The following is a 14,158-nucleotide window of genomic DNA, read 5'->3' on the forward strand; positions in this document are numbered from 1 at the left end:
TGAGCCCACGAGAAAGTCAGGCCTACGGTCTTCGTAGACCTATCTGACAGCCCCCATTCTTCTCTAAACAGTTGTTTTTGTACGGAAAATTTCAAATTTGATGGATTCAGGCACCTTTGGCCTTGCGTTTGGTTTCAAACACGGTATATTATTGTAGACAATTGACACTCAACGTATTCGTTTATTTTTCTTCTGTTAGCCAGCTCCCGCTCGGGTCTGCTTCTCCCCATTTCTCCGACCCACATGTTCACTGAACCTGTGCGTCAAAACGTGATCGAGTACCGCCATGCATACACATACCCCTTCATCGACTCACTCGCGTCATCACCAAGGCTTTACGCTCATCGAGCTGCTCGTAGTCATCAGCATTATTGCTCTGCTGATCGGCATCCTGCTGCCCGCTTTGGGTGCGGCACGTCGGCAAGCCCGAATTGTCGCATGTGCGACACAGCAACAGCAGATCGGCCGGGCGCTTGCCGCCTACCAAGCCGACAGCGATGACTTTTTCCCCTATATGTCCATTTCAACCGACGGTACCGGCCGGGTTTCTGCGGGCTTTGCGGATGAAATGTCCTGGGACGGTAGCTTGGGACGCGGCGGCTACGACGGCCGGGCGTTGACCGATATTCTGCAATATCGTCGTAACCCTGACGCCGAATTTGGACTTTACACCTGCCCGTTCGATGAAGCTTCTCGCCCGGGTATCGAAAAAGTTCGCTCCTATGCCCTTAACGCCGGCGGTGTGAATAACTACGCCCCGGGCTTGACCATGAGCGAAGACCGAGCCACTTGGCCATGGCAAAAAGGTGCTTCAATCGCTGCGACTCAGCGTGTGATTGAGATCACCAAACCCAGCAACACGATTATCCTCTCCGACGCTCGCGTGCTCTCCCCGCCGGCCACCGACACCTCGCAAGCCAGCAACTGGCTCGGACGTCACAACGGTGGATTCATTATTCCTAACGCACACAACCCCACCGGTGCTGCCGCGACCACCATCGATCACCACCGCATCGACGATGGTACCGGAGCCAGCGCCAAATACCGTCCCAACTATCTCTTCGGTGACGGCCACGTCGAAAACCTTGATGTGAACGTGACGTTTGAGAACGCTCTGGCCTTCCCCGGCAACTTGGATGGCTCCATGTGGGATGTAACCCAATAAGTCTAATCTTCGATTTACACCAAACTGTCCAATCAATAGATTAAAACTGCACAGGCCTGGCGGGCAATCTCCCGGGGCCTGGGATCCCACCTTGGTTAATTCATGGAAAAGAACAACATTATCAAGCTGAGCGTTTCAGCAGCAGTTCTGGTTCTCGCCGCGATTCTCTTGATTAATAATCTTGGTAAAGCCGGTTCCCAACCCGATTCGAGATACTTCATTGATCTCGCCACCCAAGAACTCCATGTCGGCGACGCTGGTTTAGTCCCGCCCACCATGGAACTCGGGGGGGCGGAATGGGACTACGAAGGCATGGGAACCGCAGGCAGTGTGGTCGAAGCCATGATCTTCGGTTGCGGCGGGACCCACGACAAAGTGAAGTTCAAGTCTGTTCAAGATATCCAAGATAAGGGCGCGAAGCTTGGCTTCGTTCGGCGTCTGACGCCGATTGCCGCAGAAGTCGCGAACACCGAAGAGCCGACGGCAGAGCAAATCATGCAGATGGGGCAAGCCCCGTATGTCCATGCTTCGCCGGAAGGCAAGACTTGGTACTCCGAGTTGAGTCCCGATGGCCGAAAGCTGGCGAGTGATTTTTCGGGACTGGATTGCACGCCAGAACAAGTCTTCGTCATGCTCCCCTGAACCATACACCCAAACGTGTGAATACTTAAAGAGCCCCCGCCATGGGGGCTCTTTTCATTTATCCAAGCATCCGTTTAGACCTTATTGGATTTCGGGCTATTGAGAAACATAGGCCATATATCCCTACCGCATGCCATTCTCCGTGCAGGTTCACAGAACGGCTCCCCTCAAGACATTGAACTGAAACTCAAAAGGCCCAGCTCTCTTGATCATTGGATTGCCAAAGAGCGAACGCTCGGCGGATAGCGGATCGTGTGCATCGGCCCATACGATCCGCTTTTTCTTTGCGCCGTCGTCCTCGACCCGCGTGTTTGGGGGTGGCTACGCGATTACGCGGTAGTCCATCGTGTCTGTTGCCGGCAAGGTGGCTCACCGACGAACGCCGAAACCCCCGCACTTCAAGACGCGAACCCGGCCCTCCCGACGCGCCCGGCGAGACAGTCCTTGCCTGCCACCGCCCCGCCGCCGTCGGGTGCCGATACATCTCCCTCCATCAAGGGATGCGGCGATTGGGGTGTGCGCATGGCGATGACGTTTGCCCGGTGGGTAGCGATTCAAACCCTGTGTCCCACAACAGATGAAAATTCTTGCTGGCTTGCCGATTTCACGCCTCTTGTTGTCACCGTTGTGCGCACACCACAAGCGGTTCCCGCTTACCCATCAAGAGTGCCGCTTTCAGTCCCCTCCCTTGAGGGAGGGGTTAGGGGGGGGCCATGCGCTCTCACCGCACACACGGGGCGGCACCCCCACCCAACCTCCCCCTCAAGGGGGAGGAGTCAAGACACGCGATACCAAGCTAATCAGTGCGGCCTCAAACAAGTTTAAGGATGGTTAGCGATAGCCCGTGCGCTGCACCTTCGTCGCCCGTGCCGCATAAGCAACCCGAGGGTATAGTCTTGCTGTCACACACTCCCCCTCCCCTGAAATGAAAGCCGAGCCATGAAGACGCTGGAGATCAACAGCTTCCTCGCCGTGACCCTCGGCCTGCTCGTGTACTTCCTCGGGGGCTTCCTCACCCGGCACGTCGCGTTCCTGCGCAACTACAACATCCCCGAGCCCGTCTCCGGCGGGCTGGCCGCCGCGGTCGCCACGGGTGTCCTCTACGCCCTGGGTACCGAGGTCGTGTTCGATCTCGAAGCACGCGACATGCTGCTGGTGATCTTCTTCACGACCATCGGGCTCAACGCCCGCTTCGCCGACCTCAAGGCGGGCGGCAAGATGTTGGGCGTGCTGCTGGTGCTCACCGTCGGGTTCATGGTGCTGCAGAACACGGTGGCGTTGCTGGGCGTGATGGCGTTCGATCAGCCCCGGCCGGTGGGCGTGTTACTCGGCACGGCGTCGCTCATCGGCGGGCACGGTACGGCCATCGCGTGGGGGCCGACCATCGGCGAGCAGACCGGATTCGAGGCCGCCGCCGAGATCGGCATCGCCGCGGCCACGCTCGGCCTGGTCTGCGCCTCGGTTGTCGGCGGGCCCATCGCCAAGTTCCTGATCAACCGCAACCAGCTCGAAGCCGGCCAAGCCGACGGGCCCGTCGTCGGCCTGCCCTACGACAGCGACGACGACAAAACCGAGGCCCAGGCCAAGACGCGCCGCCCACCGCTCGACCACGTCGACCTCATGCGGGCGATGCTCGCGGTGAACGTCGCGATCATCCTCGGCTACCTCGCCCACCAGGTCATCCTCGACCTCGGGCTCAAGCTGCCGCTGTTCGTGCCCTGCCTGCTGGTGGGGATTGTCTTGTCCAACACGGTCCCGCCGATTTTTCCGAAGCTGCCCTGGCCGGCACGGACACCCGCGCTCGCGGTGATCTCCGACTACAGCCTGATGGTGTTCCTCTCGATGTCGCTGATGAGCATGAAGCTGTGGACCCTCGCGGGCCTGGGCGGGCCGCTCGTCGGCGTGCTGGCGTTGCAGGTCGCCGCGGCGGTGCTGTTCATCCTGTTTGTCGTGTTCCCGTTGATGGGGCGGGACTACAACGCGGCGGTGCTCGGCGCGGGCTTCGCGGGGTTCACGCTCGGGGCGACGCCGACCGCGATCGCCAACATGTCGGCCGTGACCAAACGCTACGGCCCCGCCCCGCTGGCGTTCATCATGCTACCGCTGGTGTCGGCCTTCTTCGTCGACCTGGCCAACGCGTTTTTGATCAAGTTCTTTACGTCGCTGTAGACCGGGACGGCGATTTAAAATCGCCGGCTAACGGTTGCGTCCACGACGCAAATTAAAAATACACGCGCAGGCCGATCTCGCCGCCGACGGCGGCGGTGTCGACCTCGAGGAACTCGTTGCGGATTTTGCCCGAGTCGGTGTAGCGCACGCCGCCGTAGAGCTGCAGGTTGGGGTCGATGGTGACGGTCACGCCGGCCATCGCCTGGATGAACAACCCGTCGCCGGAGATCGACGACTCGCTGCCGCCGCTGCCGCTGCTGAAGCTGAACGAGCTGAGGCGGAAGCCCACGCCCCCGCCTGCGTACACCCCCACAGGGCCGAGCAGGTTGGATTGGTCGTACAGCACGTTGATCGCGAACGTGTGCAGCGACACGTCGTTGTCCGACACGAAACCCGCGACCGGGTCGGTGTAGGAGTCGTGGCTGAATCGGCGGAACATGTACTCGAACTCCCACGCCAACGGCAGGTAGTCCATCTTGAACCCCGCCGCCGCGGTCAGCCCGAAGCCGTCGTCCGTGTCGACCCGCTGACCGTCCGAACGGGCCCGCACATCGTTCGTCGGCTCGACGCCCATCAACGAGCCGCGGAAGTAGTAGCCCCACACATCCTGCCTATCACCAAGGAGGTCCTGGCCTGTCCACTCGGGCTCGGAGGTGTCGGCATTCGACGCCACGCCGAGGGCCAGCGCGTTGGACCACGCCCCCGCGTCACCCGCCGCCTGAACCCCCGCGGATTGAGCCAGCGAAGCGCCGCCGAGGGAAACAGCCAAGCAAGAAAATAGAAGGTGGCGAATGAACATGAAGACACTCCTGAGCGATCAAAAGACCCCGCCATCATAACGGCGACCGCCTCGCTCGGAACGTCTCGCAGCCCGATGCGATTCAGTACTCGGGGAACGGCTCGCCGGGAAACTCCTGGTCCCAGAACTGTTTCAGGCGGGTGGCGTTGAACAACATCGCAGACTGGCGGGTGCCCTGGATCACCTTGTTGGCTGCGTCGGGTTGCTGCTGCAACAACTCCCGGGCCGACTGCACCGCGATGAGGGCTTCGACGCTGCGGACCTGATCGCGTTGGCGTTGCCAGACGTCGTACATCACACGCTTCGCGCCGGTGCGTTCGTCGTGGGCCGCGTCTTCGACGAAGCGGACAAACTCGTCGTAGTCCAGATCGCCCGACAGGAAGTTTTTGAATTGCCCCAGGTACTGCGTCCGCAGGTTGCCGGCCTGGGTGTCGTAGGGATTCGTCCGGTCACCGCTGGCGAGCCCTTCGGGGTTGGGGATGAACGCGGCCAACTCGGCCTTGGGCAGGCCGCCGATCACCATGGGCAGGCGCTCGGCCCGGCGGTTGAACTCCACGTTCACCGAATAGCTCGTGAGGTACCGCAGGAAGTCCAAGGCCCACGCCTTGTTGGGCGAGCGCTGGGAGATCATGAACTGGCCGCTGCCGTTGGCCTGCGCGTCGCTGGCGGGGTGGGTGATGTGGTCGTGCCAGCGTTCGTCGGGGCCGGGCAGGGGGAAGCCCATGATCTTGACGCCGAAGCGGTGGTTCTTGTGCGGCAGGCCGCGGAACTCGGTGGCGATCTCGCTGGGCAAGAGCGGGTTGTCTTCGGTGACAACGGTGCCCTGCGCCGCATCGAACAGGCTCTTGGCGTCCCACGCGCCGGTGGCGATCATGCCGGCTTGAGCCGTGACGAAACGCCGCCGGGCCTGCTCGCGGTCGAGGCCGAGGAAGCCCGGGGGGAACTGCTTGCAGATCTCGCGGAGGCAGTCGAAGTACGCCGCATGGGCCGGGTCCTCGAAGCTCCACCGCCCCGCCATCCACGACAGCCACGCCTCCGAGCCGCTGACCCACGTGTCGCCGTCGTAGTTCATCGACTCGGCCAGCGTCGAGGTGAACGGCACCGCGTAGCGCTCGGCGAACATCGTGTCCGAGTAGCTGCTGCCCGCGATCGGCACGAGCTGGTCGTTGCCCGTCTGCTTGCCGATCTGCCAGATCGCTTCGCACACCATCATCAGTCGGCCGAGCGTTTCGGGCACCTCATCATTGAGCACCCACGCGCGCAGCTCGGGCGTGTCGACGACGTAGCCGGTCTCGGCATCGCCGGTGCGGTCCCAGACCAGGTCGCGGTACCACGACGGCTGCGGGCTCTGCTGCATCGCCTCGACGAGCAGCGCCTTGGCGTCCGCGAAGAGGTTCTCGTTGTAAAAAATCTTGACCGAGCCCACAAAGCTGGTGGGCACCGCATAGAAGTCCTGCAGCTCGAGCACGTAGCTCGCCTGCATGCCATCAATCAACGTGTCCCGCCAGGGCCCGTTGGACAACGCGTCGGCGAGCTCGGGATCGAGCCCTTCGGGCAGGTACTGCGGCGCGTTGTACGGGTTGGGCTCCAGCCCCGCATCGCCCAGCGAGTCGAAGTACTGCGCGATGCCCGCCCCCTGCGCGATCGCCCCCTTGTCCGGCCCGCCCCGCCCGCAGATGTCCGGCGCCGTCCCGCTCACCGCGTGCACATTCAACACCTGGGCGTAGACCCGCTCGGTGATGTCGAGCTGCCGCAGTTCGACGTTGGCCTCCTTGACGTGCGGCAACGCGTTGTACTCATCCATCACATCCTGCATCGCCTCCCGGAACCCCGGCTCGAGCGACCAGTGCATGAGCTGCACCACCTTCTTCCCATCCCCCGCATTCTGGCTGAGCGCCCCCTCATCAAACGACCGCGACACCACCGAAAACAGGCTCACAACAAACCCACCCACCAGGAGCACCAGCCCGACCAGATTCATGTTGAACTTCATGCCGTTCCTCAGAGGGGAAAAGTTCGAGGGCGGCATCGCCGCTTTGAGCATGATATCCGGCCAGATGTCTGCAAACGTTAAGTTTTGCGATAGATTACTGATTCAATCATTACTGCAAGAAGAGTCACGCGTCTATCCATTCAATAAACGATTCTAGAGAATCAAAATGCGCAAGTAATTCAGTCAAGTCCGACTGTGGATTCAGAATGTCATGCGCCAACCGATTCCAGACTTTCTCATTCTTGCCCCTCTCCCCTAAATAATCCTCAATACAGCCCTTCTTCCATATCCAAACATTATGCTGCAAAAGTGATTCATGAATACTGTCAATCGCTGAAAACGCCTCTTGTGTTGATCCGAGCAATGAAAATGCTTGGGAAGCGCTCATCGATCCACCTTTACAAGGAAGCCCCCTACCATCCAGGTTGAAATCATTGCTAGCACAAAGATCTGAAAAAATTGCGACACACTTTTGGATTTCGTCGTAACAGTTGTCCAACCACTCGCAATTTTCTGCACGAAATGCAAAATCCAAATCAACAACTGCCTTATGCGGAACTGAAATCGCATCCAAAACCTTTGAGCATTTATGGACGCCGCCCGAACCGTCTGGCACCACTAAGGCTTTTTTTGCAAGTGCAAGAGTTTTTCCTGTAACCCGCTCGTACAAGGGCGGGAGGATGCGTTTTTCAGTTTTACCCTCGGCTAAAACCACGCTATCTGAAAAAAGAACCTCACTTGCATTACTCAACTCAAATATTGTTTGAGTTTGACTTGGATTGTCTTGCAGCACACCAGAAATCGCATCAGCCAATCTTTTCTTTGATCGAGTCCCATTGAGTCTGTCTCGACGAACTACCAGGGCATTAGGCACATCGTCGCGTTGAATCATTGATGCGGAATGTGTTGAAAAAACAATCTGGAATGAAGTTTCAGAAAGCGTAACCAATGCTTGCCTTACTTGTTCAACGCCCTGCGGATGCAAATATAATTCCGGTTCATCGATAAGCAGCAACGGTGCTGGCTTACTCGAATCAAAATTCTTTGCTGCCAAATAGCAAATTAATGCCATTTGTATTGTTCTCTGAGCCCCATGCCCCATATTTACGACATCACGCCAAACATCTGAGCCTTTATCCCTAACTTTCAGTGTGCCAGATTTAAAAATTTGCGATATCTCAGGCGCAGGAATATGGGCCGCAATCTCCACACCAGGAAAAAGAGCGCTGACTTGAGCGTTCGCATGCGTATCGAAATCGATGATTTCTTGCGGCCTCTGTAGTCCGTCTGCTTCAAGGCGATCACGTATGCCTTCAAGTATCTCACTCAGTTCATCGCCTTGCGATTCGCGAATCGGATCAACTATCAAGCCTAACAACTTAGAAATAGTTGTTCCCGACTTACTCTTTGCAACATCTTCAGCAGCATCATCCATCGCATCAATTGGGATGGGCTCTGGAAACATAGCTTGTATGGCTTGACGAATACCTGAAACATTCTTCCATGCGTCAGGATCATCCTCATCCGCGACGTCTAAATCACGGATCTCATATGCCGTTTTTGCTGCTGATATTCCTGGCTCTGAATGAATGGTTCTAAATCTAATAATTCCGTTTGCACAGAATGGTTCAATTTTTTTTCGATGCGTCGCTCCAAGATTAGATAGCACCTGCTCTGACATACCCTCAACCGTACCACGCACCTCAACAGCTTGATTAATATCAAAAAAATCGCCCGTTCCTAATGAGAACGGGCGAATAAGCCAAGTAATAGCCGACAGGATATTGGATTTACCTGCGTTGTTATAACCTACAAGTGGCGTAAATCGTTCTAGCGCGAAAGACTGTTTCGTTATTGATCGATAATTAAGAACATCGATCTGGGACAATCTGTAAACCGTCATTGTTCCTCCGGAAGTAAGGGAGTGAGTCTAGAGCCCCAACGCCTTCACCATCGTGCTGCCCAGGTCGGCGGGGCTTTCGGCGATGTGGCAGCCTGCTGCACGGAGGGCGTTGAGTTTGTCTTCGGCGCCGCCTTCGCCGCCGGAGATGATGGCGCCGGCGTGGCCCATGCGGCGGCCGGGGGGTGCGGTGCGGCCGGCGATGAAGGCGGTGACGGGTTTGGTGACGTTGGACTTGATGAACTCGGCGGCGGCTTCTTCGTCGGTGCCGCCGATCTCGCCGATCATGACGATGCCGTCGGTCTCCGGGTCGGCCTCGAAGAGCGGGAGCAGGTCGATGAAGTTCATGCCGCGGACGGGGTCGCCGCCGATGCCGACGGCGGTGGAGTGGCCGACGCCGCGTTCAGCGGTTTGCCAGACGGCTTCGTAGGTGAGGGTGCCGGAGCGGGAGATGATGCCGACGTTTTTGCCGGTCTTGGATTCGCTGGCGGCGACGTGGATGTAGCCGGGCATAATGCCTATCTTGCAGCCGCCGTTGGTGAGGGGCTGGTCTTTGGAGCCGGTGCCGGTGGCGCTGGGGTTACGCGGGCCGGGGGTGATGACGCCGGGGCAGTTGGGTCCGACGAGGGTGACGTCGGGGAAGCTGGCGAGGGCCTTCTTGACGCGCATCATGTCGAGGACGGGGATGTGCTCGGTGATGCAGCAGATGAGGCTGATGCCGGCGTCGGCGGCTTCGAGGATGCCGTCCGCGGCGAACGGCGGGGGCACGAAGATCATGGTGGCGTTGGCGCCGGTGGCGTCGACGGCCTCTTTGCAGGAGTTGAACACGGGCAGGCCGTTGGCGTCGGTCTGACCGCCCTTGCCGGGGGTCACGCCGCCGACCATCTGGGTGCCGTATTCGAGGCAGCCGGTGGTGTGGAACTGGCCGGCAGAGCCGGTGATGCCTTGGCAGATGACTTTGGTGTCGGCGTTGACGAGGATGCTCATGGTGATTTAGGGGCTTGGGGGCTTAGGGATTGGAGGCCTGGATTTAAGGCGGGCATCGTAGCATTCTGACGGGGGGTTGGGGGGCGGGATCGGGGAAGTCTTTGGGGACAGCGGGGTTGGGGAGGGCCGGGATGGAGAAGGGTAGGTCGCCGTGGCGGCCCCGGGTCAATGACCCGGGGCTAAAGTTGGGGCGAGGCGGGTATGCTGGCGGGGGTATGGATGACGCGATGATCCAACTCGGGAGCCGGCTGCTGGGCGCGATGGCGGAGCGCCAGGGGCTGCCGCGGCCGGACTGGCAGCGGGTGCAGATGCGCTGGTGGGCGCTGCCGAGCGAGGCGCAGCCCGCAGCGTGGACGGCGGTGGAGTGGGTCTGGCAGCACACGCTGGCGGCGTCCTGGGGCGGGGACTTCCGCGTCGTGCAGCAGGGCGAATGCATCATGACGACCGACCTGCCCGAGGAAGAGGCCCAGCGGGCGGTGGCGTTCATGGAGCGGGCCTTGGCGACCATCGAGCGCTGCGTGACGGGGTTGGGGTTGGACGACTATTCGGATGGCGGGCCGGGGCTGGACGTGGCGGTGGTGTGCCGGGAGGTGGAGGACTATCTGGATTACGTGAGCGATGCGCACGAGCCGGACTACGTCGGCGCGGTCAGCGGCGGGATGTGCCTGCACCAGGGCTCGGTGCACGTGGCGGCCCACGGCAAGACGGCGGCGACGCTCGAGCCGGTGATGGCCCACGAGCTGGCCCACAGCCGACTCGCGGGGCTGGGTTTGCCCGTGTGGCTGGAGGAAGGGCTGGTGGTGCACCTCGAAAAAGCCGTCGCGCCCAACGAAGACTTCGCCAACGACCTGCACACCATCGCGCTGCACCGCGCGTTCTGGACGCCGCGTCGGCTGGCCGATTTTTTCACCGGCGACGCGTTCTGCGGCCCCGACGATGCGCACGGCCTGCCGTATGCCTTGGCGTACCAAATGGTCGGCGAACTCATGCAAGACGACACCACGAAGCTTGCGACGCTGCTCGAAGCCGCGGCGTGGGAAGACCAGGGCATCTCGGCGTGCGAAGCGGTCTACGGCGTCCCCCCCATCGAGCTGATCCCCCGCTTCATCCGCGATGCTGCCGAGGCAAACGCGGCGGACGAGGCGATCAACGAACCGCCCCATCCCGACGACGACCCAGAGTAAGACGAGGACCGAACCATGCCGCGATGCGAATGGGCCAAGGGCGAGATTTACGAGCAGTACCACGACGAGGAATGGGGTGTGCCCTCGCGGGACGAGCGTCACCTGTTTGAGATGTTGATCCTCGAAGGGGCCCAGGCGGGGCTGAGCTGGATCACGATCCTGAACAAGCGCGAACACTACCGCAAGGTGTACGACAACTTCGATGTGAAGAAGGTCGCGCGCTACACCGAGGCGAAGCAGAAGAAGCTGCTGGCCGACCCCGGGATCGTGCGCAACCGGCTGAAGGTCGCCGCGTCGGTGCAGAACGCCAAGGCATTCCTCGCGGTGCAGGATGAGTTCGGCAGCTTTGCCGACTACGTCTGGGCATTCGTCGATCACAAGCCCATCCAGAACCGCTTCAAATCCCTGAGCGAAGTCCCCGCCAAGACCGACATCTCCGACTCACTGTCGAAAGACCTCAAGAAGCGCGGCTTCAAGTTCGTCGGCTCGACGATCATGTACGCCTTCATGCAATCCGTCGGCATGGTCAACGACCACGTGATCGATTGCCCCCGGCACCGGGCGTGTGCCGAGCTCGGTTGAGGTTTTATCGGCCGATCGCTTCAGCGCATGCGTTCTGCTGTGTGAGCGAATCGTTATCAATGTGAATAACGGGTTGTGGAGTCTCCTGTTCAAAAAAAGGGTTCTCCCTTAGCCGATAGCCATCGTTGGGTGGGCGTGTCTGCCGCGATGGGCAGCATCGAGCGCGGTGTATAGCCGCGGGCCTTGAGTGTTTCTGTTATGCCAAACGAATCCGAATCGACGCATCCCTCTTTGGCTCATGGCCGAGGACACGAAGGCGAGATGGACCTTAAACCCAACCGGCTGAAGTTGACCTGGCTGCGGGATATCTGTCGGGAGTATTGCATCCAGACCCGGGTGCAAATTCGAGAGCCGCTTGATCAGGTCATGAAGCGTTTCGAACAATCGCCGGAGCTGTTCGGCGTGCTGCTTTACGACGGCGACCGGTTCGTCGGGCCGTTGGCACGGGCGACGATCTACACCCAGCTCGCCAAGGCGTTCCAGCGTGACCTGTACCTCTACCGCCCCGTCGGCTTGTTTTACGAATACCAGGCCACCGAGCCCGCGGAGATCCTCTCGGCCGACCTCTCCCTGACCGAGGCGATCGAGCGGGTCATCGAGCGTCCCGCGTCGCGGCGGTACGACCCGGTTGTCGTCGAATTCGAAGACGGTTCGCTCTGCCTGATCGATGTGCGCGACCTGATCGGCCAGCAGTGCGGCCAACTGACTCACGCCATCAACGAAGTCGAGAACCAGCGACGCGAAGCCTACTGGGCCGCCCGTCACGACCGCCTCACCGGGCTGCCCAACCGCAAGTACGCCCTCGAGCGGCTCGAGTCCGCGCAGATCAGCGAACAGGAACGGGCGTTGCTGTTCCTGGACTTCGACCGCTTCAAACTCATCAACGACAGCCTGGGCCACGACGCGGGCGACGAGCTGTTGGTCTCGATCGCCCGGCGGATGGAAAACATCCTTGCGCCCTATGAGTCGATCGACCTGCCCGGCGTCAAGGACACCGAAGAGGCTGCGGGTCCGTGCTGCTCGATCGATTCGCCCAACGCCCGGGTCACGCCGATCCGTCTGGGCGGGGACGAGTTCTTGGTCATCGTCGATCCGATCCGGGACCACGAAGAACCCAAACGGATCGCCGAGGCGCTCCTGCGCACCATGGGCGAGCCGCACCTGATCAAGCAGCAGTCGGTGACCTCGACGCCCAGCATCGGCGTGACGTGCAGCTCGATCAGCGGGGCCGACGCGCACACGCTGATCCGCGACGCGGACACCGCGATGTACCACGCCAAATCGGAGGGCCGCAACTGCTACTGCGTGTTCGAAGCCGCGATGCACGCGGCGACCGCGCGCAAGGCCGAGGTCGAGGTCGCGCTGCGGGGGGCGATCCAGAACCGCGAACTCGAGCTGCACTATCAACCGATCATCGAGACCGACACGGGCCGGCTCAAAGGCTTTGAATCGCTCTGCCGGTGGCACCACGAACAGCTCGGACGCGTCACGCCGGGCGAGTTCATCCCGATCGCCGAAGACGCGGGGCTGATCGATCAAGTGGGCCGGCAGTGCCTGGAGCTCGCCGCCGAGCAACTCGCGTCGTGGCGGAGCCAGGGCCTGGTTGACCCGAACCTGTACATCAGTGTGAACGTGTCCAAACGTCAACTGCTGGTGCCCGACATGATCGATCACCTGGAACGCGTGATGGCCAACGCGGACCTCCCGTGTTCGTCGATCTGCCTGGAGATCACTGAGACGGCACTGGGCGATAACCGCGTGCCCGTCACGCCGATCCTCAAGAAGCTGCGTCGGCTGGGCTACCGGCTGTTCATCGACGACTTCGGCACGGGCACCTCGTCGCTGACTTCGCTGCACGATGTACCCGCCGACGTCTTGAAGATCGACCGCGGCTTCATCCTGCAGATGCAGCGCGACCTCAGCTACACCGCCATCGTCGACGCGGTGATCAACCTGGCCCGCAACCTCAAGATGACCGTGATCGCCGAGGGCATCGAGGAGTCGGCCCAGTTCATGCAGGTCCAGACCCTGGGCTGTGACGCGGTGCAGGGCTACCTGTTCTCCGCGCCGCTCCCCGCCGACAAGGCCACCGCCCTGCTGGCCGAAGGCAAGACCTTCGCCCCGCAAGACATGGCCGCCTGAGCTCGAAAAATCTGAAGCGCTCCTGCAATACGCTTGCCCCTCCCGCGTTGGACCAGCAACAGCCCCCCTTTTTTCCTTCACAGGAGCCTGCCATGATATTGCGAACTTTGTCCCTGTCTATCGCTGCGCTCGTTGCCCCCGCGTGCCTCGCCGCAGCCCCCCTTTCGGTCTCCGCCGCCTCCCCCGCCGCCATCACCAGCCCGACCGACGGCCTCGTTGCGATGGCCGAGAAAGGCGACCGGGCCGACAAGCGTGAAGACCACCGCGACCGCCGTGAAGACAAGCGCGACCGCGCGGAGGACCGGCGGGACAAGAAGGAAGATGTCCGCGATCGCCGGGAAGACGTGCGCGACAAGCGCGAAGATGTTCGTGACCGGCGCGAAGATCGCCGGGACGCCCAATCCGACGACGGCAAGCGTGACCGACTCGAAGACCGCCGCGACAAACGCGAAGACGTCCGCGACCGCCGCGAAGATCGGCGGGATGCGCGAGAAGACAAACGCGACCGTGCGGAAGATCGGCGGGACAAGCGTGAAGACGTCCGTGACCGCCGTGAAGACCGCCGCGACCGCAACGACTGATCACACGTCGAGAG

General features: G+C 60.9%; 11 protein-coding genes. 7 read left to right on the forward strand and 4 right to left on the reverse strand.

What is annotated here, in order from left to right; genetic code table 11:
- Window positions 1-286: 286 nt before the first annotated feature.
- From HNQ40_RS01475 to gltS, 3 genes are all read left to right on the forward strand, one after another.
- Window positions 287-1,165, forward strand: coding sequence for a type II secretion system protein (locus HNQ40_RS01475; RefSeq protein WP_184675670.1), 879 nt, complete (start codon window positions 287-289; stop codon window positions 1,163-1,165).
- A gap of 102 nt (window positions 1,166-1,267) precedes the next feature.
- A complete protein-coding gene (locus tag HNQ40_RS01480) occupies window positions 1,268-1,807 on the forward strand; it encodes a hypothetical protein (protein WP_184675671.1) in 540 nt (179 codons plus the stop codon).
- 939 nt (window positions 1,808-2,746) lie between these two features.
- Window positions 2,747-3,976 carry a sodium/glutamate symporter gene (gltS, locus tag HNQ40_RS01485; RefSeq protein WP_184675673.1) on the forward strand — a complete coding sequence of 410 codons (1,230 nt, stop codon included), beginning with the start codon at window positions 2,747-2,749 and terminating at the stop codon, window positions 3,974-3,976.
- Between the two features lie 52 nt (window positions 3,977-4,028).
- Here the strand turns inward: gltS and HNQ40_RS01490 are convergent, their stop codons facing one another.
- The 4 genes from HNQ40_RS01490 to sucD form a co-directional block, all read right to left on the reverse strand.
- On the reverse strand, window positions 4,029-4,745 hold the full coding sequence (locus tag HNQ40_RS01490; RefSeq protein WP_184675675.1) for an opacity family porin: 717 nt from the start codon (window positions 4,743-4,745) through the stop codon (window positions 4,029-4,031).
- A 112-nt stretch (window positions 4,746-4,857) separates the two neighbouring features.
- Entirely contained in the window at window positions 4,858-6,768 is a 1,911-nt protein-coding gene (locus HNQ40_RS01495; RefSeq protein WP_184675678.1) for a hypothetical protein, read from the reverse strand.
- Window positions 6,769-6,892: 124 nt separating this feature from the next.
- Window positions 6,893-8,656, reverse strand: coding sequence for an ATP-dependent nuclease (locus HNQ40_RS01500; RefSeq protein WP_184675680.1), 1,764 nt, complete (start codon window positions 8,654-8,656; stop codon window positions 6,893-6,895).
- A 42-nt stretch (window positions 8,657-8,698) separates the two neighbouring features.
- On the reverse strand, window positions 8,699-9,655 hold the full coding sequence (gene sucD, locus HNQ40_RS01505) for a succinate--CoA ligase subunit alpha (RefSeq protein ID WP_184675682.1): 957 nt from the start codon (window positions 9,653-9,655) through the stop codon (window positions 8,699-8,701).
- Window positions 9,656-9,870: 215 nt separating this feature from the next.
- Between sucD and HNQ40_RS01510 the strand changes: the two genes are divergently transcribed.
- The 4 genes from HNQ40_RS01510 to HNQ40_RS01525 all read left to right on the forward strand — a co-directional run bounded on the left by HNQ40_RS01510 (window position 9,871) and on the right by HNQ40_RS01525 (window position 14,144).
- The gene (locus tag HNQ40_RS01510; RefSeq protein WP_184675684.1) at window positions 9,871-10,839 is read left to right on the forward strand and encodes a hypothetical protein; all 969 of its coding nucleotides are present in this window, start codon (window positions 9,871-9,873) and stop codon (window positions 10,837-10,839) included.
- Between the two features lie 15 nt (window positions 10,840-10,854).
- Complete coding sequence (locus HNQ40_RS01515) at window positions 10,855-11,421, forward strand: DNA-3-methyladenine glycosylase I (protein ID WP_184675686.1); 567 nt, start codon at window positions 10,855-10,857, stop codon at window positions 11,419-11,421.
- A gap of 198 nt (window positions 11,422-11,619) precedes the next feature.
- On the forward strand, window positions 11,620-13,563 hold the full coding sequence (locus HNQ40_RS01520; protein WP_184675688.1) for a putative bifunctional diguanylate cyclase/phosphodiesterase: 1,944 nt from the start codon (window positions 11,620-11,622) through the stop codon (window positions 13,561-13,563).
- A gap of 107 nt (window positions 13,564-13,670) precedes the next feature.
- The gene (locus HNQ40_RS01525; protein ID WP_184675690.1) at window positions 13,671-14,144 is read left to right on the forward strand and encodes a hypothetical protein; all 474 of its coding nucleotides are present in this window, start codon (window positions 13,671-13,673) and stop codon (window positions 14,142-14,144) included.
- The last annotated feature ends 14 nt before the right edge of the window (window positions 14,145-14,158 follow it).

Source organism: Algisphaera agarilytica, from assembly GCF_014207595.1.
Taxonomy (GTDB): Bacteria; Planctomycetota; Phycisphaerae; order Phycisphaerales; family Phycisphaeraceae; genus Algisphaera; species Algisphaera agarilytica.